A 25,900-nucleotide genomic window follows, 5' to 3' on the forward strand; every position below is an offset into this window, starting at 1 on the left:
CGAACTACTCGCGTTCGCGATCGAGCGTCCGCAGGAGGTCCTCGCGGGTGATGATGCCGACGATCTCCTCGTCGTCGATCACCGGCACGCGATTGATGTCGCGCTCCTCGTCGGCCAGCACCGAGAGCACTTCGTCCAGACTGGCGTCGGGCTCGACAGTGACGACGTCTTTCGTCATCACGCTGCTGATCGGTTTGCCGGCGTGTTTCGCGAGATCGAGGTTGACGTCGAGATCGTCCCACGAGAAATCGAAGGCGTAGTCGATCGGTTCGATGAACGGCGGGAAGCCGATCGGGATCCAGAGCGTGCGATCGCTCGGCTGGAACAGGTCGACGAGATCGCCCTGCGTGACGATGCCGACGAGGCGGCCGTCGTCGGTGACCGGAAACCCGTTGAACTCGGCCCGCGAGAGCCGCGTCAGCACGGTGCTGATCTCCTCGTCCGGACCGACGCTCTCGACCTCGCTCGTCATGATGTCACGCGCGCGAACGGACATACCGGAACGCCTCGCGGCGCGGTGGTAGCTCTTGCGGTGTCGCTCCCACCGATGGCCACCTGATCCGGCGTTCCCAACGGTCAAGAGTCGTCTCCCGCCAGCGAACGGCGGCTATTGAAGACGACGAGAAGCGTGCCGACGACGAGCAACGCGGACGCGACGACGGGGGTGACGACGCCCGCGACTGCCAGCATCGTCCCGACTACCGGAACAGAGAGCGCGAGCGCAAGGTTCTCGACGAGCCGCCGGCGCGTCCCGCGGGCGATGGCGAGACAGTCGACGAACGAGTCGAGATCGTCGCTCGTCAACAGCGCGTCGGCGGCCGTGGCGGTGAAGTCGCTGCCGGCCAGCATCGCTACGCCGACATCGGCCGCCGCGAGCGCCGGCGCGTCGTTGGTGCCGTCGCCGACCATTGCCACCGTCCCCTCCGCGCCGAGTTCCTGAACGATTCCCTCCTTCGCCTCGGGTGCCACGTCGGCGAACACCTCGTCGATGGCCGACGCCTCGAATCGGGCGGCGACCTGCGGATCGTCGCCCGTGATGCAGACGACCCGCCTGCCGTCGGCCGCGAGACGCTCGACGACTTTCGTCCATCCCTCTCGTGGTGTGTCCGCGAGCGCGACGACGCCCGTCGCCGCACCATCCCAGCCGACGACCGCCGGCAGCTCGCCCGCCGTACGGATCTTGGCGACCCGTGATCGTACCGTTTCGGGGATTTCCCAACCGAGTTCGTTGAACAGCGTCGGGTTGCCGACCGCCGTTCGCGACCCCTCCACGGTGGCGCTGACGCCGTAGCGATGGTGCTCGAACTCATCGACGTCCCCGATCGCCGTCGCCCGCTCATCGATGGCCGCCGCGATCGGATGGCCCGAGTGCGACTCGACGGCGGCCGCACGCGCGAGGAGTTCCTCCCGTTCGCCGAGCGCCGTGACGCCAGTCACGCGCAGTTCGCCGGTCGTGAGTGTCCCGGTCTTGTCGAACGCGACGATATCGATGTCGATGATCCGTTCGAGCAGCGTCCGATCGAGGACGGCCACGCCCTGGTCGGCCGCCGTCGCGAGACCGCGCCCGAGCGCGAGCGGGCCGGCCAGCGCCAGCGCCACCGGGCAGGCGACGACGAGCACCGACAGCCCCGTCAGCAACGCTGTATCGACCGTCGCTCCGGCGAGCAGCCAGCCCGCGAACGTCACGACGGCGAGTGCAGAGACCAGCGGGACATACCGTCTGGCGATCCGGCTCGTGAGCCGGGCGGCGTTCGTCTGCGTCGCCTGCAGATCCCAGACGAGCGCGCGGAGTCGATCGAGCAGGCTGGTCGCACCGTCGCCGACACGGACCTCGAAGGCACCGTCGATCGCGATCGAACCGCCGACCACGCCATCGCCGGGGACCTTCCGCTGTGGGCGTGCCTCGCCGGTGACGAGCGATTCGTCGACCGCTCCGCGACCGTCGAGCACCCGACCGTCGAACGGGACGTGCTCGCCGGGCTTCACGAGCAGCGTGTCGCCGGCCTCGCAGTCGTCGACCGGGAGCGTCTCGGTACCACCGTCGGCGAGTCGCGTCGCACGCGATTGCGAGCCGTCGAGTCGCTCGGCGAGATCGGCGACGGTGCGCTGCTCGTCGGCGGCACGCACGTAGTTGGCGATCGTCGCCACGACGATGATCGTCATCGCGACGTCGAACGAGAGGTAGGCTTTGTCGAAGAACGCGAGCGAGAGCACCGAATACGCGTACGTGGCGAGCGCCGACAGCGCGATCAGCACGTCGAGGGTGAGTTGGCGCTCGCGGAGGCTGATATATGCCGAGCGAAAGATCGGGAAGCCGACGCCGAAGACGGTGATCGTCGTGAACAGGACGACCGGGCCGTACAGGCCGACGACGATGGCGTGGGTGTCGAGATACGCGTCGGGATAGAGACCGAGATAGACCGGATAGAAGAAGACCAGATAGAGCATGTAGACCGGAGCGACGACGATGATCGCGAAGGCCGTCCTGACGCGGTCGAACGCGAGCGCGCTACGGTCCTCGTCGGTCGCGTCCGGCGAGGGGGCCGATGCCCGGTAGCCCCACCGCGAGAGCCCGTCGGCGATGGCGTCGGTGTCGACCCGTCCGGGATCGTAGGTCACGCGAACCGTCTCGGCGCTGTAGCTCGCCGCCGCGTCGCGAACGCCGTCGATGTCGGTCGCGAGCGTTTCGAGAAACGATTCACAGGCACGAGTGTGCATCCCGCGCAGCGAGAAATACGCCGTCTCGGCGGTCGCTGTGTCGGTCGCTCTGTGCGTGTCGTGAGTAGTGTTAGCATACATTGAATACGTACGCTCGCCGGTCGGATGCCGTTCGTCGAACCCTAACGCGAGCGCTTCGCCGTCGGATTCAATGAGCACCACGGTTCGCCCGGAGCGAGCTCGGCGGGAACACGCCGTTCGAACCGACGGGGTTTTGAGCCTCGATCGACCGAGAGCCGGTATGGTCGCACAGACGATGGATCGTGTTCCGCGATAGCCGCTACAGCCCCTGTTCTTCCCGGCCGGTGATCGCCCGTGAGTGATCTCGCCGCGTTCGCGAGCGGGTTCGACGCCGTCGCGCTCAAACCGACCGAGATCGACGTCGCGTCGATCGATCTCTCCGATGTCGGGCACGCAGTCGTCGACTACGAGGGCCGCAAACACCTTCCGGAGCCAGCACTGCTCGCCGACCGCGCCCGCGAGACGGCGCTGTCGGTCACGACGCCGGTCCGTGCCGACGGGTTCGACCCGCTCGGCGACGACGGTCTCTCGGCATCGCTTCCCGAAACCGTCGGTCGCGTGCTCGTCGCGGGCAACCCAGCCTATCTCACCGAAACGGAGCGAACGCGCGCCATCGCCCCGCGGCTCGGCGCGGCCCGCGAGCGCACGCCGGCGGCCTGGGTCGGCACCGAGGGAATCGCGCGGATTGCGCTCGCGGCCGGCGGCACCCAGTTCGAACTGCTCGCGCCGACGACCATCCGCGAGGTGCGCGCACTCCGGGCGGCGGGCTTCGACGACGGGATCGCCGTCTACACGCCCGTCGTGCGCAGCGCCGACGAGGACGTCCTTCTGGACGCGCTCGGCGACTACGTCGCCCGCCGCGGCTCGGTCTCCGCCGCCCTAGACGATGCGCGCGGGGACGTCGCGACCGCCGCCGACGGGATGCGAACCGATGCGGGAGCGACGGGCGAACCGCGCTCGGTGTTGGTCTCGGCGATCGAGCGGTTCGCGCTCGTCGGCACCGACGACGCGATCGACGGACGCATCGACGAACTCCGATCGGCCGGCGTCGACACGCTCGTCGGCTATCCGGCGCGCGGTCCCGCGGCGCTCGGGCGCTGATCGCCGGCGCTCGTCGATATCGACATGCTGGGAAGCGACCGGTTCGAGTAGGATGACCTACGCGAGGAGACGGATGGTGCCTGAGGACGCCGCGAAGCGCCCCATACGAACCGTTTCTTCTTCGGTCTGGCTCGTGGCTACTGTTCGGCGATAGAATCTCCGCAGTTTGACGGCGGCCGCCGGGGACACGGGGGCGCGGTGATGCCAGAGACACGCGCTGCGGAGGCCCATGAACTATCCGTCCTCCGCTGTGCCGTGTTCCCGCTCGGATGCAGACAGCCATCCGCCAAAGAGGTGGGCCATGACGACTCAAGGTGGTATATACGCCGGTCGTATTCGTCGGTTCATGCACGACGGGTATCGAACCGTGTCCGACCCCAGCGTGGGTCGAATATCGGAACGCTCCAATCGACGATTAGCTAGCGCGACGCCCTCCATCGCCCGGGCCTGCCGGTGCGCGCTCGCGGGCGAACAGCTCGACGACCACTTTGAGGATTCCGAGAACGACGGGGCCGAAGAACACGCCGAGAAAACCGAAGACGAACAGCCCACCGGAGATGCCGAGGACGAACAGACCGGGGTTGAGACCCGCCTCGCGGCCGCCGATGACCGGTCGGAGGTAGTTGTCGGAGAGGCTCACGACCGTGGCTCCGTAGACGAACAACACCACGGCGGCGACGGGACGGCCGATGATTAGCAGGTAGGCTGCCGCCGGTGCCCAGACGATGAACGCACCGATGAGCGGCAGCAGTCCGAGCACCACCGTGACGACCGTCCAAAAGACGGCACTCGGGAAATCGAGGACAACCAGCCCGATGCCGGTGAGCACGCCCTGGACGACCGCCACCGCGACGTTGCCGACGATCACGGCCCACACGAGCTGATCGACGCGCTCGACGAACTCCGACCAGGCGGCATCGGACAGCGGGGAGACACTGCGCAACCAGCGCATCGAGGCCGACCCGTCGACGAGCAGGTAATACGTGAGAAAGAGCAACACCGTCAGACCGAGGGCGACGTCCGAGAGCCCGCCGAAGACTTTCATGACGCTGCCGAACAGCGCCGATCCGCCGCCGCCCTCGACCACGTTGACGAGTTCGTTCGGATTGAACTCGCCGAGCAATCGACTGACGTCGACGGCGACGCCGAACTGCTCACCGATGAACTGCTCGACGGTATCGACTCCGAGGTTGCCGGAGAGGATGGCCCGGTAGACCTGCAACGCCTGCCGCGCGGCGATCGTGATCACCGTTCCGAGTGGGATCAAGACCACGAGCGCCGTCGCGAGGATGAGCGAGCCCGAGGCGATGCGCGTACCGATCCGCGGAGCGAGGCGTCTCTGCAGCGGATAGAGCACGTAGCCGAGCAGTAGCGCGAGCAGGACGTACTGGGCAAGTGGGAGAACCACCAGCAACGAGAGCGCCGCGAAGACGACGATAGCCGCAGCGAGCACCCCCCGATCGAGTTCCATGCTGATGGTCCTCGTGGCTGCCACTAAACTATATGCGGTTACTCCCCCCACCCCCAGCGCGATGGTCGTGTTTCGGTCCCGTCGTGATAGCACGACCGTTGGTTCACCATATATCGCCGGACGGATCACCGATCGATCGACGATCACTGTCGAACTCACACACGACAGCCCTCACTCCTCGCGGAGTGTGGCAAGCGCCGTACTCGCGTCGGCAGTCGTCCGATAGCCGCGCTCGCCGGCGACCTCACAGGGTTCGATCAGTCCAGCCGCCCGGAACTCCCCACAGAGACCGTGGAGATCGCTTTCACAGAGATCGTACGCCAGGAGATCGCGGACTGCGACCGGCCCACGAACGTCGATTTCGCGAAGCAGCCCGAGCGCGCGGTCGTCGGGCACGGCGCTCATCAGTCGGCGAACCGGCTCCGAGATCGCGCTGGCGGCCGTGTCGAGCGCCGACTCATCGGGGAGGGGTTCGAGACGGTCGGTAGCGAGGCTGTGCTCCTCGCTGGTCACGGGGTCGCGCACGCGGCTTGATTCGCCGGAATGACGGACGAGGAGATAGCGGTCGCCATCATCGGTACGAACGGTCTGCATGTCGCCGCTTGGAACCGCGTCCCGTTAGCGGTTCTGATAGGCGCGGTAGCGGCGATAGCCCGAGAGCAGCGCCACGATTCCGAGGGTGATCGCGGTCGCACCGAGTTGCCACTGTCCGCGGAAGACGCCGACCATGAGACCGATGGAGACCGCGAACAGACCGATGTTGACCGCGACGACCGCACCCCAGAACGCCCGCGCCAGCCTTGGTGGGACGTCGGTGTCGCCGATCTCGGGGATCGAAACCGATGGGATGTCCTCCGTCGCGTCGGGAACCGAAACCGACGGGATATCGGGGCTGTATTCGGCTTCGGGGTCCGGCTCGTCCGGCTCAAGCCGGTCGATCGAGCCGTCGACGGGATCGTCGGACACGATGTCGATGTCGTGTCGTCGCGAACAACCGTGTTTCGGTTCGTCGCGGCCGACCGCCGGTGTTTTTACCGATGGTGGCGAAGGGCGGTCATGACCGGGACCGAGCAGGCGACGCTTGGGGACAGCGCCGCCGACGAAACGGCGGCCGCGGGGTCGGCGGCAGCGGCGGCGCGGACGGTCGCCGGCGACGGCGGCGACGAGGCCGAACTCGTCGATCCGAGCGCCCGCCGCTACCCCGACCCCGACGGAACGCTCGACCTCGCCGTCACGCAAGTCGACTACACCATCGAAGGATCGGGCAAACGGGAGACACCGATCATCCACGTCTTCGGCCGAACCGAAGCGGGCGAGGCCGAACACGTCCGCGTCCACGGCTTCCGTCCGTACTTCTACGCGCCGACGGCGAACCTGACGGATGGGTTCGACCACGACCGCATCACCGGCTCGGAGGAGACCGACGAGAACGGCGAGCCCTACGAGAGCATTCGGGGCGAGAAACTCACCAAAGTGTTCGGCCAGACGCCCCGCGACGTCGGTCAGATCCGCGACCGCTTCGATCACTACGAGGCGGACATCCTCTTCCCGAACCGGTTTCTCATCGATAAGGACATCGGCGGCGGCGTTCGCGTACCTGTCCGCCGCGCGAGCGACGACGCGCTCGTCGTTCCCCACGAGGAGGTCAAGGCGACCGAGATGGAGGCCGAGGCACGTGTCTGCACCTTCGATATCGAGGTCGACGACCGCTCGGGCTTCCCCGAGGACGGTGAGGAGACGATCATCTGTCTGTCGAGTCACGACTCGCGCACCGACGAGTACGTCGTCTGGCTCTACGAGGCCAGCGACGGGATCGGCCCGGACGAACTCGACGAGTACGTCGGGATCGAGGAGGAGATCGACGCCACGGTCAACCGCTACGGGAGCGAGGAGGCGATGCTCGCCGCCTTCCTCGACTACATCGACGACACCGATCCCGACGTGCTGACGGGCTGGAACTTCACCGATTTCGACGCGCCCTACCTCCTCGATCGGCTGGAGGTGCTCGGCGGGGCCGACTGCGAGAGCCACGACCTCGATCCGAACCGGCTCTCGCGGGTGAACGAGGTCTGGCGCTCGGACTGGCAGGGGCCCGACGTCAAGGGCCGGGTCGTCTTCGACCTGCTCTACGCCTACCAGCGCACGCAGTTCTCCGAGCTCGATTCCTACCGACTCGATGCCGTCGGCGAGGTCGAACTCGGCGTCGGCAAGGAGCGGTACGCGGGATCGATCGGCGATCTCTGGGAGGAGAACCCCGAACGGCTGCTCGAATACAACCTTCGGGACGTCGAACTCTGTGTCGAGATCGATCGCCAGCAGGACGTGATCCCGTTCTGGCAGGAGGTCGCTTCGTTCGTGGGGTGTAAGCTCGAAGACGCCACGACGCCGGGCGATACGGTCGACATGTACGTGCTCCACGAGGCCCACGGGAAGTTCGCGCTCCCGTCGAAGGGCCAGCAGGAGTCGGAGGACTACGAGGGTGGCGCGGTGTTCGATCCCATCACGGGTGTCCGTGAGATGGTGGCGGTGCTCGACCTCAAGAGCCTCTATCCGATGTGTATGGTCACGACGAACGCGAGCCCGGAGACGAAGGTCGACCCCGAGCACTACGACGGCGAGACCTATCACGCACCCAATGGCACGCACTTCCGGAAGAATCCCGACGGCATCATCCGGGAGATGGTCGATGAACTGCTCGCCGAGCGTGACGAGAAGAAAGCCCGGCGGGCCGACCACAGCCCGGGCAGCGGGGCCTACGAGCGCTTCGACCGCCAGCAGGCCGCCGTCAAGGTCATCATGAACTCCCTCTACGGGGTGCTCGGTTGGGAACGGTTCCGGCTGTACGACCGCGAGATGGGCGCGGCCGTGACCGCGACCGGCCGCGAGGTCATCGAGCACACCGAGGACGCTGCAAACGAACTGGACTATCAGGTCGCATACGGTGATAGCGTTACCGGCGATAGACCGGTGGTCGTTCGCGATCCCGGAGGACGGGTTCGAGTTCTCCCCATCGAGACGTTGTTCGAGCAGGGCAAGGCCACTGCCGAATCGTCGGTGCTCATCACGGCCGATGGGGGCTCCGTCGCCAACGCGTCAGTCGGCAAGAGTCGGCGCTCGCTCGACGGATGGCAGGCGCTTTCGCTAGCCGACGACGGCGAGAGCGAGTGGCAACCCATCCAGCAGGTCATGCGACACGAAACCGATAAGTCGGTCGTCAAACTCCAACACAAATTCGGCGAATCGATCACGACACGGGATCACTCCTACGTCGTCGAGAATGAGGGGACGCTTACCGAGGCGGCACCGTCGGCCGTCGACACGCCGCTTCGCGTTCCGACCATTCCCGACGTCGAAACAGTCGGGACGATCGATATGTACGACGTCCTCGGCGGGTACACGCGCGAGTACGAAGACGGCAGAAGTGTCGGGAGCGAGCGGGCGACGACAAAAACGAAGCGCGTCCACGCCGACGAGGAGTACGTCTGGTTCGGGCACGACCACCACGGAACCCTCGACTCAACGATCAAACTGCAGCGCTACATCGACATCGACGGCGAGGACGGACGAGCGCTCGTCAGACTGCTCGCCGCCTACGTTGCGGAAGGAAGTTCCTCGACCGCCGAAACGACAGACACGAGGTTCGGAGCGAGCATCGCCGAATCGCGCCGTGAGTGGCTCGAACAACTCGAAGACGATTACCACCGGCTGTTCGAGAACGTCACGGCGAGCATCATCGCCAGCGACACGCGCGACGAACGAACCGTCTCCTACGACACGTCGACCGGCGAGACGAGCGCCGCGTACGACGACCGGACGCTCAAGCTGCAGATGATGAACGAGCTTGCGGCGGTGTTCTTCCGCGAGTTCGCCGGTCAGACGTCCCATGGAAAGCGCGTCCCGTCGTTCGTGTTCCATCTCCCGGACTCCGAACAGCAACTGTTTCTCGACTGGCTCGTCGACGGCGACGGCTCTCGAGAGTTCCCACGGTACAGCGACGCCTACGCCGAACGAAACTTCGATTACGAGACCGTCAGTCGTCGGCTTGCTGCTGGACTGTCGATGCTGCTGACACAGCGCGGGCGGAAACACTCGCTGAAGTTCCGTGACTCGAAGGACAGCTACACCATCAGAACGTGCGAACACTACCGATCGGGACGCGACCCGGTGCGTACCGACATCGAACACGATGGCTACGTGTACGACCTCAGCGTCGCTGAAAACGACAACTTCGTCGATGGAGTCGGTGGTGTCGTCCTCCATAACACCGATTCGGTCATGCTCGAACTCGGCGGCGACGTCGCCAAAGAATCGGCCATCGAGCAGGCCGGCACCATCGAGTCGCACATCAACGACTCCTACGACGCCTTCGCCAGCGAGCAGTTGGGAGCCGACGAGCACCGCTTCGAGATCGAGTTCGAGAAGCTCTACCGCCGGTTCTTCCAGGCCGGCAAGAAGAAACGCTACGCCGGTCACATCGTCTGGAAAGAAGGCCAGGACGTCGACGATGTCGACATCACGGGCTTCGAGTACAAGCGCTCAGACATCGCCCCGATCACCAAGAACGTCCAGCACGAGGTGATCGATCGCATCGTCCACGGCGAGGATCTGGACGACGTCAAACGTTACGTCCGCGAGGTCATCGAACGGTTCGAGGACGGCGACGTGGATATCGACGAGGTCGGCGTCCCCGGCGGGATCGGCAAACGCCTCGGCAACTACGATACCGACACCGCCCAGGTCCGCGGCGCGAAATACGCGAACCTCCTCCTGGGCACGAACTTCCAACGCGGCAGCAAGCCCAAACGGCTCTATCTCGACCGCGTCGACGACCGCTTCTTCCAACGCATCGAATCCGACCAGCCCGAGATCGCCGAGGACGACCTCTACCGCGAGTTCAAACGCGACGTGAGCAACGGCGACGGCGTCATCTGCTTCGAGTACGCCGACCAAATTCCCGACGAGTTCGCCATCGACTGGCCGAAGATGCTCGACAAGACGCTCAAAGGCCCGATCGCGCGCGTGCTCGAAGCGCTCGATATCTCCTGGAACGAGGTCAAATCCGGCCAGACACAAACCGGACTCGGGAGCTTCACCTGAACCTTTTTACTGCGGGGGATCGCGCCCTGCGGGCGCTCAACCCCTTGCAAAAAGGTTCATCAAAAACACCCGCTCGCTCCCGACGGTCACTCGCGGCGTTCTCATGAACGAGCGCAGGGAGTGAACGAGAGCCAGAGAGACGCTCCGCGTCTCTCGCGAACCGCGCGAACGGAGTGAGCGCGGATGCGGATTTCTCCACCCGTTCCGCAACCGCACAGCACCGCATGCGGTCCACATCTCTGGAGACAGCGATCGAAAATCGGCTCTGCGGGACTACAGAAGCGTGCTGAGCTCGTTCGCCAGCAGGACGATGAACAGGAGGGCGCTGGCGGTCAGCAGCGTGTTGAACACCATCCCGTTCCTGTGCGCAGCGGCCACACGGTCGGAGTTGAGCAGCAACAGGAGCGTGATGGCCAGAAACGGCATGAAGACCGCGCCGAGAACACCGTAGATGATGATTATGAACACCGGTTCGCCGAGGAAGTGCAGCAGTAGCGGCGGGAACGTGAGCCACAGCACGTAGAACGTGTACGCGTTGGTGTCCCGAAGCCGATCGGCCTCGACCGGGTTCGCGGAGAACTCGCCCACGAAGTCGGCGAATAGATACGAGACGCCATGCCACGTGCCGAGCAACGAAGTGAACGAGGCCGACCAGAAGCCGATCAGGAAGGCGAACCGGAGTGCGGGATGGAGCTGGTTGCCGAGGTTGTCGGCCAGCGCGACCAACCCGTCCTCGCCGGAGACACTCGCGCCGGTGCCGTAGAGCAGCGCCGCGCTCATGACGATCAGCGCGATGACGAACAGCCCCGTGATGAGATAGGCCGAGGAGGCGTCGCGGCGCATCACCGGAATGTAGTTCGGGCTGTCCCAGTCCTTCTCGGCGAGCCAGTAGCCGTAGGATGCCATCGTGATCGTCCCACCCGTGCCGCCGATGAGCCCGAGCGCGTAGACGATCGATCCCTCCGGCAGCGCGGGGACGCCGGTTCCGATGATTTCACCGAGCTGGGGCAACACGGCGATCGCCGATCCGATGACGGTGACGACCATCAACACGATGAAGACCGTGATCACGTTCTCGAACGTCTCGTACCGGTTCGCCAGCACCAGTACGGCCCCGAGAATCGGGTGAGCGACCAGGTAGATCCAGAACGGTATCGCCGGGAAGAGGGCATTCGCCGCGAGCGACGCGGACGAACTGACCGCAGCGCCGTAGACGAATCCCCACAGGAGAGAGTAACCACCGAAGAAGCCGCTCGCCCACCGTCCCAGCGAGTGAATCCCTTCGAGGATGGTCTCGTCGGTTGCTAAGTGATAGCGTCCAACGCCCTCGTTCAGCGCGAACTTGATGACGATGCCGACGAGCACCGCCCAGACGAAATTCAGTCCGTATCGGTTGCCCGCAACGAGCCCGGCCGCGAGGTCGCCGGCTCCCACGCCGGTCGCGGCGACGAGCAGGCCGGGCCCGATCAGCGACCATTCCGGTTCGTCAGATGAATCGTCCGTGTGAGCACTCATCGAGTGTACAGCGGGTCGTGGCTATCGGATAAATCTAGTTGTGGTCGATCGGATAACTGTGAGTCCTTCGATCGTTGTTTTCACGAACGGTGTGACGATTTGTGGCAATCACCCCGGGATCGGTTTTCTACTGCTCGGTCGCCGGCACGCCCGCGACCGTCGCGCCCGCCGGCACGTCGCTGGCCACGAGCGAGTTCGCGGCCACGCGCGCGTCGGCACCGATCTCGACACCCGGGAGAACGATCGCCCCTGCACCGATCATCGCACGCTCGCCGACGACCACCTCCCCCGTGCGATATTCGTCCTGGAGGAACTCGTGACAGAGCAGGGTCGTGTCGTAGCCAACGATGGCGTTCTCGCGGAGGGTGATCAGTTCCGGCCAGAAAACATCGGGTGTCGCTTCGAGCCCCCACGAGACGCCCCGTTCGACGGTGACGCCGATGCGCCGGAGCGCCCAGTTCTTGATCCGTAGCGAGGGCGCGATACGCGCGACGAGGACGAGAACATAGGTGTACATGATCCGCCACGCGCTCTTCGCGTCGGGCCAGTGCCACAGCGAGTTCCGCCGTCCCGGCGTCGAATGCACCGTGAGGCGATCGTGACGGCCCATCAGCCCTCGTGGCCACGCAGTTCGGCCATGTGCTCGATTCGTGACTCGACGAGATCGGCCGTGCCGATGTCCTCACGCACCCGCAGTCCGTCCGTGTCGGCCGCGTCGAGCGCATCGGCCGCAATCTCCTCGGCCTCCGCGATACTCTCGGCGATTCCGACGACTGCGAATGCCCGTGAGGTGGTCGTGTAGATGCCGTCCTCGTGCTCGTCGACGCTCGCGTAGAACAACAGCGCGTCGCCCGCGCTCTCGGGGTCGATCCCGACCTGTGCGCCCGCGTCGGGGTCTTCGGGATAGCCCGCCGGAACGGCGTACTTGCAGACGGTCGCCCGCTCGTCGAAGGTGAGTTCGGGGAGGTCGCCGCCGCGGGCTGCCGTGAGAACGTCGAGGAAGTCGGTGTCGAGTACGGGCAAGGTGTTCATCGCCTCGGGATCGCCGAAGCGCGCGTTGAACTCGACGACTTTCGGTCCGTCGGCCGTGAGCATGAACTGGCCGTAGAGCACACCCGTGTAGTCGTCGAGGGCGTCGACCGTCTCCTCGATGATCGACACGGCCGCGTCGTAGTCCGCCTCGGTCATGAACGGGAGTTCGCGCGTGGCGGCGCTGTAACTCCCCATTCCACCCGTGTTGGGCCCCTCGTCGCCCTCGTAGGCACGCTTGTGATCCTGGACGGCCGGCGTCGTGCGCACGTCGCCGTCGGCAACGAACGCCTGCACGGTGAACTCCTCGCCGACGAGGCGCTCTTCGAGCACGACACGGTCGTACTTCGACTCGCGGAGATACTCTTTCGCCTCCGCGGGGCTGAGCTGCTCGCCGATGACGCGCACGCCTTTGCCGCCGGTGAGGCCGGCGGGTTTCACGACCAGATCGCCGTCGCTGTCGTCGATGTGCTCGCAGGCGCGCTCCATGTCGTCGAACGTCGCGAAGTCGGGACATCCCGGAATATCGTGTTCGCGCATGAACCGCCGCTGGTAGGCCTTGTCGGTCTCGATGCGCGCCGCGTCGGCCTTCGGGCCGAACGGAAAAATCCCGTTCTCGGCGAGCGCGTCGGCGACACCCGCCTGAAGGGGGGCTTCGGGACCGACGGCCGCGAGCGTCGCGTCGACCTCCTCGGCGTAGGCGACGACGGCCTGCGGGGTCGTCGTGTCGAGAGTTTCGAATCCCGCCGCGAGGGCGGCGATCCCCGGGTTCCGGGTGCCCGCACAGCCGTAGAGCTCCGCGTCGCTGTCGGCGAGGGCGCGCGCGATGGCGTGTTCGCGACCGCCGCCACCGACGAGAAGCACGGTCTCGTGCATGTGCAGTGGGGCCGGCGCGGGCGACCTAAGCGTTGTCCTTCACGGACCGGCTCGGATCGCAGGACGGTGATCGATCGCTCGGGAGAATGGTGGGACGACTCAGAGACCGATCGTCGCCGCGAGTTCCTCGTCGATACCGCCGCCGATTCCGAAGAGACGTCTCATCTCCTCGTCGGCAAGTTCGAAGTCGAAGACGGCACTGTTCCGCTCGATGTGGTCGGGATTCGACGACCGCGGGATCGTCGAAACCATCGGCTGCTGGAGCAGCCACCGGATCGCGACCTGCCGCACTGTCTTTCCGTGCGTCTCGGCGACGGCTACGAGTTCCTCGTCTTCGAGCGCCGAGCCGAGCTTGAGCGGACTGTAGGCGGTGAGCAGCACGTCTTCGTCGATGCAGAACGACAAGAGATCGGGCTGATGGGTGGCGAGGCTGTACTCGACCTGATTGGTGAATATCGGTGCCGCCGAGTGGTCGACGGCGTTTCGCGTCTGCTCGACGGAGAAGTTCGAGACGCCGATATGGTTCACGAGTCCGTCCGCGACGAGTTCGTCCATCGCGTCGAGCGTCTCCTCGTGAGGGACGTTCTGATCGGGGGAGTGAATGAGCAACAGATCGACGTACTCCATGCCGAGCCGGTCGAGACTGTTTTGTGTCGAGTCGATGACCGCTTCATGGGCGCGGTTGTCCCGCGTCAGCTTCGTCGTCACGAACAGCTCCTCGCGCGCGACGTCCGACTCCTCGACCGCCGCCCCGACCGCCGACTCGCTGTCGTACATCTGTGCGGTGTCGATGTGTCGATAACCGGCCGCGAGCGCCGCTTCGACGGCCTTCTGTCGTTCTTCGTCGGTGTCCATGCCGGCAGTACCGAAGCCGAGTGCGGGGACGTCCACACCGTCGACCGTGACGTGTCTCATACGTCGACATGGCGAGCGACAGTCAAACGATTGTCGGGGGTCGGTGGTGAGGGAAGAGGAAGTGAGTGGAGAGAAACAAGAGCGAGGCGAATAGCGGGTGGTCACCGTTCGGAACCGCCGTTCAGCCAAGCCGTCACGGTCGGTTGCACTCGCAGGCACGACCGCTATTCGGCTCTCGATCGTGTTCTCGGTGAGGTCAACACCGATGTTCTATCACGACGACGAACTCCAGTACGAGGTGGAAGTCGAGGAGCCGAACCCCCGCTTCGCGAAGATGCTCCAGCAGGCGATCGGCGGGGCCGAGGGTGAGATGCGCGTCGCGCTCCAGTACATGTTCCAGGCCTTCGCGGTGCCGGCCGAGAAGAAGGAGTATCGCCAGCTCCTGATGGAGACCGCAACCGAGGAGCTCGGCCATATCGAGATGCTCTCGACCGCCGTGGCAAAGAACCTCCAGGGAGCCTCGAACGCACAGCGCGAGGAGGCCCGGGAGGACCCCGTCATCGCCGAGATGATGGACAGCGGCCAGCCCCGACAGGCGCTCTCGGCGGGGCTTCACGCGATGCCGGTCGATTCGAACGGCGCACCCTTCTCCGGTGGCTACGTCGTCGCCAGCGGCAACCTCGCCGCCGACATGTACGCGAACGTAATGGCCGAGTCCACGGGCAGGTTGCTCGCCACGCGTCTCTACGAAATGACCGACGACGAGGGGATGCAGGATATGCTCTCGTATCTCATCGCGCGCGATACGATGCACCAGAACCAGTGGCACGCCGCGCTCGAAACGATGGACGACCACGTCCCTGTTCCGAACAGTTTCCCCCAGGAGAAGGAAAACCAGGAGCACAACTACGAGTTCATGTCCACGCACGTCGAGGACCGATCGGATCCCGAGCAGCGCTGGACGCAGGGCGAGTCGATCGACGGCAACGGCGAGTTCTCCTACGGCGAGCAGCCCGGCGGCGGCGAACCCGACCTCGACGAGGTCATCGACGCGATGCACAACGAGATCAACCGGGAATAGCTGCTCGTCCACGCTCCCGTGCAGGGTGTCGGCCGTCGGAGCGTGATCGCGGCGGGATAGAAACGGCGAGCGCGCCTGCCACGTCTTTATACCGTCCGAGCGAGAGGTGACGATATGGCGGACGTGACCATCGACATGAGTGACCGATCGCTCGAAGAGGCCGCCACACGACTCGACGAGGCGGATGAGAGTGATGCTGGCAGCCCGCTGACCGTCGCGCTCGAAAACCTGGATCCGCGTGAGGCGGTCGGGTTCGTCGAGGGCGCGCTCGATGCGGGCTACGCGGTCTCTGTCACCGGGATCGAGACGGACGTCTCGCGCCATGGGTCGGTCATCGAGATGGTCCAGAACGATGCCGAGGTCGTCCACATCGAGCGGCTGACAGCCGAGCTCGACGCCTGAGACGCACGATCACGGGTAGCGGCGGAGGGCTACTCGGTCGAATCGTCGTGTGCGCGCTGTATCGACTGGTTTTGCAGCGCGGCGGCCGTGTTCTGGATCGAACGCATCGTGCTCGCCGTCGCCATCACCGATCGCATCAGCGCCTGCTGGCTCGCGCCGTCGGGGTAGAGGCGGTCTTCGAGGAGGATCGAGTGGACGCGGGGGAACTCGCAGGGGTCACCCTCGTCGTCGAGAAAGGTGTAAAAGCCCGGTGCGCCGGCGAGAACCGGGTTCAAGCGCAGCAGTAGCTCCTGACGGCGCTCCGCGTTCTCGACGAGCGCCGCGACGCGATCGGTGTCGAAGGTACACTCGCCGACGACACGTAGCGGTCCCCACGTCTCCTCCTTGATCACGTGCAGGGGCAACCGTGACAGCTGGAGTTGTAGATTGTACTCGGTTCCGTCGCCGGATTCGCTCTCGACGTTCTGCACGACCGACTCGTCGAGCCACGCCTCGGTCTGCTCGCGGCTGAGGTGGGTCGCCATCCTTACTGTGGGCTCGCGCTCGGCAAGAACCTGCTGCCGGCGAGAGCGGGCGATGGTGTTTACCCGTCCGCGGTGTCTACCGGACCCATGAGCACCAGCCGCAACCGACTCGACGAGGAGGCGAGCCCGTATCTCCGCCAGCACGCCGACAACCCGGTCCACTGGCAGCCCTGGGACGACGACGCGCTCGATGCGGCCCGCGAGCGCGACGTGCCGATCTTCCTCTCGATCGGCTATTCGGCCTGCCACTGGTGTCACGTCATGGCCGACGAGAGCTTCGACGACCCCACCGTGGCCGAACGGCTCAACGAGGAGTTCGTTCCGATCAAGGTCGATCGCGAGGAGCGGCCCGACCTCGATCGGCTCTACCAGACCGTCGCCGCGATGGTCTCCGGACGCGGCGGCTGGCCGCTGTCGGTCTGGCTCACACCCGACGGTCGTCCCTTTTATGTGGGTACGTACTTCCCGCGCGAGGCAAAGCGCGGCCAGCCGGGCTTTCTCGACCTCGTCGAGGGCATCGCCGACTCGTGGGAGAACGAACGCGAGGACATCGAGAGCCGCGCCGACCAGTGGGCCGACGCGATGGCCGGTGAACTGGAGGGGACGCCCGACACCCCGGGCGAAGTCTCTCCAGGACTGCTCGAAACCGCTGCCCAACGTGCGGTCAGCGACGCCGATCGCGAGCACGGCGGATTCGGCCGCGGGCAGAAGTTCCCCCAGACCGGGCGGCTCCACCTCCTCATGCAGGCCCACGAGCGGACCGGGCGAGACGCCTTCCGCGAGGTCGCCGTCGAGGCGCTCGACGCGATGGCCGACGGCGGACTGCGCGATCACGCCGGCGGCGGTTTCCACCGGTACGTCACCGACCGCGAGTGGACGGTGCCCCACTTCGAGAAGATGCTCTACGACAACGCCGAACTCGTGCGCGCCTACCTCGCCGGCTATCGCCTCACTGGCGAGGAGCGCTACGCGGGGATCGCCCGCGAGACGCTCGGGTTCGTCGAGCGCGAACTGCGCCACCCCGACGGTGGTTTCTTCAGCACGCTCGACGCCCAGAGCGAGGGCGAATCGGGCGAACACGAGGAGGGCGCCTTCTACGTCTGGACGCCTCGGGAAGTCCACGAGGCGGTCGATGACGAGTTCGCCGCCGGCCTGTTCTGTGAGCGCTACGGCATCACCGAGGCGGGCAATTTCGAAGACGGCAAGACGGTGTTGACGCTCGACACCGGGATCGACGAACTGGCCGACGAGCACGGGGCGACGACCGAGGAGATCGAGGCCGACCTCGAACGCGCCCGCGAGGCGATCTTCGCGGCGCGGGCCGACCGCGAGCGCCCGGCGCGCGACGAGAAGATCCTGGCGGGCTGGAACGGGCTGATGATCTCGGCGTTCGCCGAGGCAGGGCTTGCGCTCGATGAAACCTACGGCGAGACGGCCGTCGCGGCGCTCGATTTCGTCCGCGAGCAGCTGTGGGACGAGAAAGAGCAACGGCTCGTGCGGCGATTCAAGGACGGGACGGCTGCGATCGACGGCTATCTCGAGGATTACGCCTTCCTCGCACGCGGTGCGCTCAACTGCTACGAGGCGACCGGCGAGGTCGAGCAGCTCGAATTTGCGCTCGATCTCGGGCGTGCCACCGTCCGCGAGTTCTTCGACGGCGAGGAAGGTACACTGTATTTCACTCCCCAGAGCGGCGAGTCGCTCGTCGCCCGGCCCCAGGAGCTCGACGACCAGTCGACGCCCTCCAGTACCGGGGTGGCGGTCGACACGCTGCTCGCGCTGTCGCAGTTCGCGCTCGACGAGGAGTTCGAGGACGTCGCCGAGACGGTACTCGAAACCCACGCCGAGTCGATCGAGGCGAGCCCGCTCCGGCGCGCGTCGCTCGCGCTCGCGGCCGACCGCCACACCGCGGGCTCGCTCGAGCTGACGATCGTCGCCGACGAACTCCCCACCGAGTGGCGCGAACGCATCGGACGCGCGTATCTCCCCGGACGGCTGCTCGCACGTCGCCCGCCGACCGACGCGGAGCTCGACGGCTGGCTCGACCGGCTCTCGATCGACGACGCGCCGCCGATCTGGGCCGATCGGACAGGAGAAAGCGGCGAGCCGACGGCGTACGTCTGTCGTGCGTTCACCTGCTCGCCGCCCCAGACCGAGATCGACGAGGCGCTGTCGTGGGCCGACCGGCTCGCACCCGAGAGTCCGGGATCGGAGTAGACGCCAGCGTTCTTGATCCCGGCGAGCGAACGCCCGCTATGGACACGGAAACGTTCGTCGAGCGTCTCGACGACCGCCTCGACACCGCCGCCTACGCCGATCTCGACGCGAGCGCCAACGGTCTCCAAGTCGCCGGACCGGAGGAGATCGACGACGCCGCCTTCACAGTCGATGCCGCGATCGAGACCGCCGAGCGCGCCGCCGATGCGGGCGCTGACGCACTCGTCGTACATCACGGCCTGTTCTGGGGCGAGTTCGAGCGCGCGACCGGCCCCATTCACGACCGACTCGCGCCCTTCTTCGAGCACGACATGGCGCTGTACGTCTCGCACCTCCCGCTCGACGGCCACCAAGAGCTCGGCAACGCCGCCGGTATCGCCGACGCGCTCGCGCTCGACGATCGCGAGCCGTTCGGCGCGCTCGGCGACGAGTATATCGGCCAATCGGGGCGCGCTTCCGGGTTCGCGCCCGCGGAACTCCGCGATCGGCTTGCGACCGAGTGTGGATCGGAAAACGGCGTGACGGCGCTCGAGTTCGGGCCCGACGAGATCGAGGACGTCGCCATCGCGACCGGGGCCGCCGCCGATTGGTTCGAGGAGGCCGTCGAAAGGGGTGCCGACGCGTTCGTCACCGGCGAGGGGAAACAGAAACTCTACCACGAGGCGCGTGAGGCCGGCGTCCACGTGTTCCTCGCCGGGCACTACGCGACCGAGACGTTCGGCGTGCGCTCGCTCCAGTCGCTCGCCGAAGAGTGGGGCACCGAAACGACGTTCATCGACTGTCCGACCGGGCTGTAGTCGCGAGAGCCATTCACTCGGTTGGTGGGTGTCGCGAAACCAGGGAAAGCGGAGAGAAGCAGTCGCGGGACGAGTCGAACAGTTCGGTGACAACCGACGGTGGAGTTATTTTATCGTCGAGTGCGAGCAGCCTACGCCGAGGCGTCCGAGCGGTAGCCCCGACTCACCTGTTTCCACTTCTCGCTATGGAAGCGGTAGTAGTTGAGCACGGCGGGCACGGTCGTCTCGGCGAGGAAGGCCAGCGAGAGCCCGGCGAGCCCGAGCGAGGTCGTCGCACCGAGGTAGGCGACCGGAACGGCGACGCCGAAGATGCCGAGCAGTTGGCTGTAGAACGTCCAATTCGTGTCGCCGCTGGCGTCGAGCGGGCCGGCGGCCGCGCCCGAAACCCCCCGAAGGACGATGGCGAAACAGGCTGCCGTGACGAGAGAGACCGCGACCGGCACGACCGACGAGGTGGGGTCGCCGACGAACGCGGCGACGATCTCGTCGACGAAGACGAAGACGAGTCCCGCCGAGACGAGATAGACCGCGACCGCGAAGCGGACGATCTCACGACCGTACGCCTCGGCGGTCTCCTCGTGGCCACTGCCGAGTTCTTGGCCGACTAGGCTGGAGGAAGCGAGACCGAAGCCCCAGCCGGGCGTGTTCATCAGGCCCCAGATGCGCCGCGCGATGACGTAGGCGGCGACGACGTCGCTACCGAACAGCGCGACGATGACGAGCATCGGGAACTCCGCGACGGTGAAGACGAGCTCACGACCGATGACGGGCGTCCCGATCGAGACGACGTGGCGGATATCGGTGCCGAGATAGCTCCCGCGCGGGTCGATCTGCACGGGGAGTGTACCGAGACCCGGGAGGCGACCCCGGACGAGTCCGATGGCGAAGAGGCCGGTGACGACCGCGCTCGACAGGACGGTGCCGAGCGCCGCGCCGACGACGCCGAGGCCGAAGCCGAAGATCAACACGGCGTTGATGACGATGTTCGCGAGCGCGCCGGCGCTACGGAGCATCATCGGCGTCCGGGCGTCGTCGACACCGATATAGACACGGCTGCCGATGAGATTGAGCGCTGCAAAGGGGATGCCGAGCGCGACGACCTTGAGATAGTCGGCACCGAAGGTGATCGCCGCCGGGTCGTCGCCGAGCAGCGAGACCAGCGGGGTGGGGACGAGCCAGAGCGCGGCGACGATCGGTAGCGTGAGCGCGACCACGACGGCGACGCTCGATCGGACGGCGCGATCGATGTCGCCGAGGCGTTTCGCACCGTAGCGCTGTGAAACGAGCGCGATCGTGCCGGCGGCGATGCCGCCGCCGATGGCGAAGGCGAACCCCCAGTAGGGACTGGCGAAGCCGACGCCGGCGATCGCTGTCGAGCCGAGCGCGATACCGATCATGGCGATGTCGATGGCGTTCTTCGACATCCGGGCGATGCCGGTGATGATGCGTGGCCAGGCGAGCTTCGTCGTGCGACGTGCTCGCTCGGATTCGAGCAATCCGGCACGAACGAGCAGCCGACCGATGTACAGTACGACTAACCGAACGGGGTTTGACGCGCGAAATTTCAACGTTAAAGGGTTCGTGACGGGTGTTTAAAGGGGTTTTCTTTCTCATCGAACTAACATATATAATCGACCGTGATGTACCCTCCACAATGACATGACAGCGTTTTCCGCGGCATGGTCGTGTTGGCCTCCACCTTTTTGTACACTGGAGTGAAACGAACGGACGATGGTAGCGACGATCCCACTCGAACGAGCGACGACGGTGATCGAAGCGGGCGAACAGCACGCCGAGGAGATCGGGGTGCCGTCGGTGCTCACGGTGTCGAACGCCGAGGGCAACCTCGTCGCCCAGCACCGGATGGACGGCGCGTGGCTCCCGAGCGTCACCATCTCCCGGAACAAGGCCTACACGGCTGCCGGTTTGAAGATGCCGACGCACGAACTCGCCGAGGCGGTCCAGCCTGGCGGCCCGCTGTACGGACTCCAGACGAACGACGACGGCCGACTCGTCGTCTTCGGCGGCGGGTTCCCGCTCGAAGTCGACGGCGAGATCGTCGGGGCGGTCGGGTCGAGCGGCGGGATGCCAGACGAGGACGTCGAGATCGCAGAGGCTGCTGTCGAGAAGTTCCAAGAACTGGCGGAGTAGCCACCCGCGCGATCGGGAACTCGGAAGCGCTCACGAGCAGATCCCTGACGAGCCAACGCGACGACCGACATTCATATGCCGTCCCTGCGACCACTTCGACATACAACGCATGAATGTTTCCGGCGCGTGTCTCGTGACGCAGGCGAACCGTTCGCGCGACCGCTCGACCGAAGAGATCGTCGCGGCGGCGATCGACGGCGGGGTGACGACCGTCCAGTTGCGCGAGAAGAACGCGACCGTCCGCGAGCGCTACGAACTCGCCGAGGAACTGCGCGAGCAGACGCGTGCCGCCGGCGTCACCTTCGTCGTCAACGATCGGGCCGACATCGCGGCCGCCGTCGACGCCGACGGGGTCCACCTGGGCGACGACGATCTCCCGATCCCCGCCGCGCGCGAGGTTCTCGGACCGGAACGCTGTATCGGCCGCTCGGTCTCGACGGTCGAAGCAGCCGAAGCCGCCGAACGCGCGGGTGCGGACTACCTGGGTGTCGGCGCGATCTACGCGACGACCTCCAAGGACGTCCCCGACGCCGAGGCGGAGATCGGCACCGAGACCGTCGCCGACATCGTGGCCGCCGTCGATATCCCAGTCGTCGGCATCGGCGGCATCACACCCGAGAACGCTCGCGACGTCGTCGCTGCCGGTGCGGACGGCGTCGCGGTCATCTCGGCGATCACCGCCGCCGACGATCCAGCGGCCGCGACGCGACAGCTCACCGATACCGTCGAGGAGGTGGCTCAATGAGCGCGCTCGACGGACTCGATCTCGCCGACGCTCTGGACGCGGTCGACGAGACCGAACCGCTGATCGACGCGCTCACCAACGACGTGACGGTCAACGACGTGGCCAACATCGCCCTCCACTGGGGTGGGCTGCCAGTGATGTCCGACGACGAGCGCGAAGTCGGCGAGATGGTTGCGGCCGCCGACGCCTGCCTGCTCAACATGGGGACGGTGAGCGAGAGCGGCGAGAGAGCGATGGTGGCCGCCGGCGAGGCGGCGAACGAGGCTGGAACGCCCGTCGTGGTCGATCCGGTCGGCGTCGGCTCGACGTCGACTCGCGATCGGGTCGCCGAGCGCCTGACGACCGAGCTCGACGTGAGCATCGTCAGTGGCAACTACGGTGAAATCACCGCATTGGCGGGCGAAGACGCGACCGTCCGCGGCGTCGAATCGGTCGGCGAGTACGGTGACATCGCCGAGACGGCCATCACCTGCGCGCGCGAGACCGACAGCGTCGTCGTCGCCTCCGGCGCGGTCGACATCGTCGCGACCGCCGACGAGGCGTTCGAACTCCACGGCGGCGACGAACTGCTCGGCTCGGTCGTCGGCACCGGCTGCATGCTCGGGATGACGCTCGCGGTGTTCACGGCCGCGCTGGACGACGAACGAGCGGCGCTCGCCGGCACGCTCGCGTTCGGACTCGCCGGCGAGGCCGCCGCCGACGAGAGATTCGGCGAGTACGCCGGCCCGGACAGCTACCGGACGTGTTTCCACGACGCCGTCGCCGGGCTCTCGGTGAACGAACTCATCGATCCGGCCGAGCGGATCGAACTGGCCGTGCGAAGCGACGAATAGGGGAAGAAGCCGCGTTTGCCGGGATGCTACGGGTGGAGTACTAGCAGCCGTCGCCGTAGCGATGCCGGCGAACCGGCGATCGATCGGGGTCCGAGATGGGGCCGCCGATCGGGATCGGGGTTCGGGAATGCGTCGATCGTCTCAGTCGTCAGCCGGTGCGGGCGAACTCATGTCGACGGGCTCGGCGTCGACACCGAGTTCGTCGATGGCGGCCTGGGCCGCGCGCTTGCCCGAGAGGAGCATCGCGCCGAAGGTCGGCCCCATCCGGGGGAGGCCGTAGGTCGTCGCAGTCGCCATCCCCGAGACGATCAGGCCGGGGTGGGCGACGCCCGTGTTCTCGACGACCGCGTCCTCGCTCTGGCCGACCCACATCGAGTCGTGACCCGGCGAGTCGTGACCCGGAGCGCCGTACTGGCCGTCCTCAGTCTGGTCCATGCCGGTGGCGTTCTCGGCGGCGTCGGCGATGCCGGGTGCGTCGAGCACGCCCCGCTCGTCGAGTTTCGAGACGGCCATCGCCTCGTGACCGGTCGCGTCGATGACGAGGTCGGATTCGACGGCGATGGGGTCGACACACGTGATCTCGCGCGGGAGCGCGTGGACGGGTGTCCAGTTCATCACGATGCCGCCGACCTTGTGATCCTCGCGCACCACGATATCGGTGAACTCCGTCATGTTCTGCATCTTCGCGCCGGCGTCACAGGCGGCCTTGATGAGGCCCGATGCCGCCTCGGGACCGTTGGCGACGTAGAGCCCCTCGCTGTCCTGCGAGCGCTTGTAGTCGACGTCGATCTCGTCGAGCACCGTCTGTGCGGGATCGCGAACGGTGATCTTGTTCATCAGGAAGCCACCGAGCCAGAACCCACCACCGAGATAGTTGTTCTTCTCGACGACCATCGCCTTCACGCCGCGCTCGGCGAGTTCCTTGGCGGCCATCAGCCCCGAGGGGCCGCCGCCGACGATGATCACGTCGGACTCGGTGTAGTCCATGAACTCCTCGGTCCACTCCTGACCGATCGCTCGGGTGACCTGTGCTTCGCCCACGTCGCTGAACTGCTCGAACTGTTCCGTCATGCAACCCAGTGTTACTACCGGTGAATAATATATCTTTCCATCGTCGGTGTCCCGTCGATCGTGTTCGCATGGCGTCGCCACTGGCCGATTTCGAGGAATGATCGAGAAAAGTACGGTTCGTCGCCGTTCGTCGCGCCGTTCAGCCGACGTGAGGGTAATTCTCCATCTCGACGAACTCAGTGCCCCCGCAGGCGGCACACTCGCCCGGGGCGTCGTACCGATGGTCCGCCGGGCCGCCCGAGACGTTCCCAGCGTGGACGCTCTGACAGTCCATGCAGACGTACAGCTCCGGTCGTTCTGGTGTATGTGACATTGTTGTGGTTAGAGACCGAGGTAGCCCGAAGTCGGGATGATTCCGACGAGGTAGAGCACACCCACGATGGTCATCGCGACCGCGATCGCCATCGCCGGCGGGTCAACGTGCGTCCCCGAATGCGAGTAGAAGATCCGTTGGGTCGCCTCGCCGATGACGCCGGTGAGTCCGCCGAAGAGAGCGGCCCCGAGGATCGCAGGGATCGGACCACCGATCATCTCCGTCGCGACGATGGCCCCGACCGCACCGAGCAGCGTGATATGGTGGGTGACGGGGATCTTCGCGACGCCGAGGTTGAGAAAGAGCAGGCTCATCGCCGAGAAGGCGTAGCCGAGGAAGATGCTCCCGGTCTCGATCCAGATGTAGCCGCTGAGGATCCCGCCGACGACGCCGATGAAGGCGACGCCGGACCACTTGTACTGGTGGCCGAGCCACGGCTCGGTCGCCAGCCGCATGCTGTCGGTACCGCCGTCGGCCACCGCACGCTGCTCCTCGCGCTCGAACGGTGACATATCGAACAGCGAGGAGCCGGACGGCGAACCGACCAGCGGGTAGCCGAAGACGAGTCGGGCGAGCAACGCCGTCAGGACGACCGACAGCGCGATACCGTCGGTCGGCAAGCCGATCCCGCTCGCCAACTGGTTGATGAGCATGCCGACGACGCCGAAGACCGCGCCGACCGCGAGGATGTCGGGTTTCGTGCCGTATGCCTCCGTGATGACTTTTCCTGGATGGTAGTCCCAGCCGTCGGGCTCCATCTCGGGATATTTCTTGCCGACGTAGGCCGAGGCGGCCACGCCGGCCGCGAAGGAGATATGCGGGCCGAAGACCATCCCGAAGCCGATCGTACCGGTCAGGTCCACGCCGAGCGATCCCGCACCAAGTGAGCCGACGTTCGAAGCAAGTTCCCCCTGGAGGATGTTGAGTCCCTCGCCGAGGAAGATCGCGAAGCCGGTGAAGACGAACGCGGGGAGCGCACCGAGGGCTGCCCCGAACGCTCCGCCGGCGAGCGCGGCGATGAACAGCAGGACGAACTCCTCGACGCCGAGGCCGATGATCGGGAGCTGAAGCAGTGCGTGCACC

23 protein-coding genes are annotated in these 25,900 nt (G+C 66.1%); 9 read left to right on the forward strand and 14 right to left on the reverse strand.

Annotated elements, in window-relative coordinates; genetic code table 11:
* Positions 1-4: 4 nt before the first annotated feature.
* Complete coding sequence (locus tag NO363_RS06895; RefSeq protein ID WP_256687884.1) at positions 5-496, reverse strand: CBS domain-containing protein; 492 nt, start codon at positions 494-496, stop codon at positions 5-7.
* Between the two features lie 80 nt (positions 497-576).
* On the reverse strand, positions 577-2,877 hold the full coding sequence (locus tag NO363_RS06900) for a heavy metal translocating P-type ATPase (RefSeq protein WP_256687886.1): 2,301 nt from the start codon (positions 2,875-2,877) through the stop codon (positions 577-579).
* 156 nt (positions 2,878-3,033) lie between these two features.
* Between NO363_RS06900 and NO363_RS06905 the strand changes: the two genes are divergently transcribed.
* On the forward strand, positions 3,034-3,840 hold the full coding sequence (locus NO363_RS06905; protein ID WP_256687887.1) for a DUF7388 family protein: 807 nt from the start codon (positions 3,034-3,036) through the stop codon (positions 3,838-3,840).
* Positions 3,841-4,255: 415 nt separating this feature from the next.
* Here the strand turns inward: NO363_RS06905 and NO363_RS06910 are convergent, their stop codons facing one another.
* The 3 genes from NO363_RS06910 to NO363_RS06920 all read right to left on the reverse strand — a co-directional run bounded on the left by NO363_RS06910 (position 4,256) and on the right by NO363_RS06920 (position 6,277).
* Positions 4,256-5,311, reverse strand: a complete 1,056-nt coding sequence (locus NO363_RS06910) for an AI-2E family transporter (RefSeq protein ID WP_256687889.1) — start codon at positions 5,309-5,311, stop codon at positions 4,256-4,258.
* A gap of 171 nt (positions 5,312-5,482) precedes the next feature.
* A complete protein-coding gene (locus tag NO363_RS06915; protein WP_256687891.1) occupies positions 5,483-5,905 on the reverse strand; it encodes a DUF7346 family protein in 423 nt (140 codons plus the stop codon).
* A gap of 24 nt (positions 5,906-5,929) precedes the next feature.
* The gene (locus NO363_RS06920; protein WP_256687893.1) at positions 5,930-6,277 is read right to left on the reverse strand and encodes a DUF7322 domain-containing protein; all 348 of its coding nucleotides are present in this window, start codon (positions 6,275-6,277) and stop codon (positions 5,930-5,932) included.
* 90 nt (positions 6,278-6,367) lie between these two features.
* On the opposite strand from NO363_RS06920, the gene NO363_RS06925 reads away from it, so the two are divergent.
* Positions 6,368-10,408, forward strand: a complete 4,041-nt coding sequence (locus NO363_RS06925; protein ID WP_256687895.1) for a DNA polymerase domain-containing protein — start codon at positions 6,368-6,370, stop codon at positions 10,406-10,408.
* 273 nt (positions 10,409-10,681) lie between these two features.
* Here NO363_RS06925 and NO363_RS06930 read toward each other — a convergent pair whose 3' ends face one another.
* The 4 genes from NO363_RS06930 to NO363_RS06945 form a co-directional block, all read right to left on the reverse strand.
* A complete protein-coding gene (locus NO363_RS06930) occupies positions 10,682-11,923 on the reverse strand; it encodes an Nramp family divalent metal transporter (RefSeq protein WP_256687897.1) in 1,242 nt (413 codons plus the stop codon).
* A gap of 127 nt (positions 11,924-12,050) precedes the next feature.
* Entirely contained in the window at positions 12,051-12,533 is a 483-nt protein-coding gene (locus tag NO363_RS06935) for an acyltransferase (protein ID WP_256687899.1), read from the reverse strand.
* Positions 12,533-13,828 (reverse strand): phosphoribosylamine--glycine ligase, encoded by a 1,296-nt coding sequence (gene purD / locus NO363_RS06940; RefSeq protein WP_256687901.1) that lies wholly within the window; start codon positions 13,826-13,828, stop codon positions 12,533-12,535. Before purD ends, NO363_RS06935 begins: the two co-directional genes overlap by 1 nt.
* Positions 13,829-13,927: 99 nt before the next feature.
* Positions 13,928-14,743, reverse strand: coding sequence for an aldo/keto reductase (locus NO363_RS06945; RefSeq protein WP_256687903.1), 816 nt, complete (start codon positions 14,741-14,743; stop codon positions 13,928-13,930).
* A 205-nt stretch (positions 14,744-14,948) separates the two neighbouring features.
* Between NO363_RS06945 and NO363_RS06950 the strand changes: the two genes are divergently transcribed.
* Positions 14,949-15,764, forward strand: coding sequence for a manganese catalase family protein (locus tag NO363_RS06950; protein WP_256687904.1), 816 nt, complete (start codon positions 14,949-14,951; stop codon positions 15,762-15,764).
* 114 nt (positions 15,765-15,878) lie between these two features.
* Positions 15,879-16,166, forward strand: coding sequence for a hypothetical protein (locus NO363_RS06955; protein WP_256687905.1), 288 nt, complete (start codon positions 15,879-15,881; stop codon positions 16,164-16,166).
* Between the two features lie 29 nt (positions 16,167-16,195).
* On the opposite strand, the gene NO363_RS06960 is transcribed toward NO363_RS06955, so the two are convergent.
* Complete coding sequence (locus tag NO363_RS06960) at positions 16,196-16,690, reverse strand: hypothetical protein (protein ID WP_256687906.1); 495 nt, start codon at positions 16,688-16,690, stop codon at positions 16,196-16,198.
* A gap of 87 nt (positions 16,691-16,777) precedes the next feature.
* Here NO363_RS06960 and NO363_RS06965 point away from each other — a divergent pair, with 87 nt between their 5' ends.
* Both NO363_RS06965 and NO363_RS06970 read left to right on the forward strand, forming a co-directional pair.
* A complete protein-coding gene (locus tag NO363_RS06965) occupies positions 16,778-18,907 on the forward strand; it encodes a thioredoxin domain-containing protein (protein ID WP_256687907.1) in 2,130 nt (709 codons plus the stop codon).
* Between the two features lie 38 nt (positions 18,908-18,945).
* Positions 18,946-19,704 (forward strand): Nif3-like dinuclear metal center hexameric protein, encoded by a 759-nt coding sequence (locus tag NO363_RS06970; protein ID WP_256687908.1) that lies wholly within the window; start codon positions 18,946-18,948, stop codon positions 19,702-19,704.
* A 131-nt stretch (positions 19,705-19,835) separates the two neighbouring features.
* Here NO363_RS06970 and NO363_RS06975 read toward each other — a convergent pair whose 3' ends face one another.
* On the reverse strand, positions 19,836-21,272 hold the full coding sequence (locus NO363_RS06975; protein WP_370525588.1) for an MATE family efflux transporter: 1,437 nt from the start codon (positions 21,270-21,272) through the stop codon (positions 19,836-19,838).
* A 163-nt stretch (positions 21,273-21,435) separates the two neighbouring features.
* Between NO363_RS06975 and NO363_RS06980 the strand changes: the two genes are divergently transcribed.
* The 3 genes from NO363_RS06980 to thiM all read left to right on the forward strand — a co-directional run bounded on the left by NO363_RS06980 (position 21,436) and on the right by thiM (position 23,433).
* Positions 21,436-21,855, forward strand: a complete 420-nt coding sequence (locus NO363_RS06980) for a GlcG/HbpS family heme-binding protein (protein WP_256687909.1) — start codon at positions 21,436-21,438, stop codon at positions 21,853-21,855.
* Between the two features lie 109 nt (positions 21,856-21,964).
* Complete coding sequence (gene thiE, locus NO363_RS06985) at positions 21,965-22,600, forward strand: thiamine phosphate synthase (protein ID WP_256687910.1); 636 nt, start codon at positions 21,965-21,967, stop codon at positions 22,598-22,600.
* The gene (thiM, locus tag NO363_RS06990) at positions 22,597-23,433 is read left to right on the forward strand and encodes a hydroxyethylthiazole kinase (protein WP_256687911.1); all 837 of its coding nucleotides are present in this window, start codon (positions 22,597-22,599) and stop codon (positions 23,431-23,433) included. Before thiE ends, thiM begins: the two co-directional genes overlap by 4 nt.
* 141 nt (positions 23,434-23,574) lie before the next feature.
* Here the strand turns inward: thiM and NO363_RS06995 are convergent, their stop codons facing one another.
* The 3 genes from NO363_RS06995 to NO363_RS07005 form a co-directional block, all read right to left on the reverse strand.
* Entirely contained in the window at positions 23,575-24,504 is a 930-nt protein-coding gene (locus NO363_RS06995; protein ID WP_256687912.1) for a sulfide-dependent adenosine diphosphate thiazole synthase, read from the reverse strand.
* Positions 24,505-24,643: 139 nt separating this feature from the next.
* The gene (locus tag NO363_RS07000; RefSeq protein WP_256687913.1) at positions 24,644-24,817 is read right to left on the reverse strand and encodes a hypothetical protein; all 174 of its coding nucleotides are present in this window, start codon (positions 24,815-24,817) and stop codon (positions 24,644-24,646) included.
* Positions 24,818-24,825: 8 nt separating this feature from the next.
* Entirely contained in the window at positions 24,826-25,899 is a 1,074-nt protein-coding gene (locus tag NO363_RS07005) for a DUF7973 family transport facilitator (protein ID WP_256687914.1), read from the reverse strand.
* Between the last annotated feature and the right edge of the window lies 1 nt (position 25,900).

Source organism: Halococcus qingdaonensis (assembly GCF_024508235.1).
Taxonomy (GTDB): Archaea; Halobacteriota; Halobacteria; order Halobacteriales; family Halococcaceae; genus Halococcus; species Halococcus qingdaonensis.

What these genes read in the sequence shown, in the direction of transcription:
- NO363_RS06895 (WP_256687884.1), bottom strand. Translation starts at nt 496, where the DNA reads ATGTCCGTTCGCGCGCGTGACATCATGACGAGCGAGGTCGAGAGCGTC.
- NO363_RS06910 (WP_256687889.1), bottom strand. Translation starts at nt 5,311, where the DNA reads ATGGAACTCGATCGGGGGGTGCTCGCTGCGGCTATCGTCGTCTTCGCG.
- NO363_RS06915 (WP_256687891.1), bottom strand. Translation starts at nt 5,905, where the DNA reads ATGCAGACCGTTCGTACCGATGATGGCGACCGCTATCTCCTCGTCCGT.
- NO363_RS06925 (WP_256687895.1), top strand. Translation starts at nt 6,368, where the DNA reads ATGACCGGGACCGAGCAGGCGACGCTTGGGGACAGCGCCGCCGACGAA.
- NO363_RS06930 (WP_256687897.1), bottom strand. Translation starts at nt 11,923, where the DNA reads ATGAGTGCTCACACGGACGATTCATCTGACGAACCGGAATGGTCGCTG.
- NO363_RS06935 (WP_256687899.1), bottom strand. Translation starts at nt 12,533, where the DNA reads ATGGGCCGTCACGATCGCCTCACGGTGCATTCGACGCCGGGACGGCGG.
- purD (WP_256687901.1), bottom strand. Translation starts at nt 13,828, where the DNA reads ATGCACGAGACCGTGCTTCTCGTCGGTGGCGGCGGTCGCGAACACGCC.
- NO363_RS06945 (WP_256687903.1), bottom strand. Translation starts at nt 14,743, where the DNA reads ATGAGACACGTCACGGTCGACGGTGTGGACGTCCCCGCACTCGGCTTC.
- NO363_RS06950 (WP_256687904.1), top strand. Translation starts at nt 14,949, where the DNA reads ATGTTCTATCACGACGACGAACTCCAGTACGAGGTGGAAGTCGAGGAG.
- NO363_RS06955 (WP_256687905.1), top strand. Translation starts at nt 15,879, where the DNA reads ATGGCGGACGTGACCATCGACATGAGTGACCGATCGCTCGAAGAGGCC.
- NO363_RS06960 (WP_256687906.1), bottom strand. Translation starts at nt 16,690, where the DNA reads ATGGCGACCCACCTCAGCCGCGAGCAGACCGAGGCGTGGCTCGACGAG.
- NO363_RS06965 (WP_256687907.1), top strand. Translation starts at nt 16,778, where the DNA reads ATGAGCACCAGCCGCAACCGACTCGACGAGGAGGCGAGCCCGTATCTC.
- NO363_RS06970 (WP_256687908.1), top strand. Translation starts at nt 18,946, where the DNA reads ATGGACACGGAAACGTTCGTCGAGCGTCTCGACGACCGCCTCGACACC.
- NO363_RS06980 (WP_256687909.1), top strand. Translation starts at nt 21,436, where the DNA reads ATGGTAGCGACGATCCCACTCGAACGAGCGACGACGGTGATCGAAGCG.
- thiE (WP_256687910.1), top strand. Translation starts at nt 21,965, where the DNA reads ATGAATGTTTCCGGCGCGTGTCTCGTGACGCAGGCGAACCGTTCGCGC.
- thiM (WP_256687911.1), top strand. Translation starts at nt 22,597, where the DNA reads ATGAGCGCGCTCGACGGACTCGATCTCGCCGACGCTCTGGACGCGGTC.
- NO363_RS06995 (WP_256687912.1), bottom strand. Translation starts at nt 24,504, where the DNA reads ATGACGGAACAGTTCGAGCAGTTCAGCGACGTGGGCGAAGCACAGGTC.
- NO363_RS07000 (WP_256687913.1), bottom strand. Translation starts at nt 24,817, where the DNA reads ATGTCACATACACCAGAACGACCGGAGCTGTACGTCTGCATGGACTGT.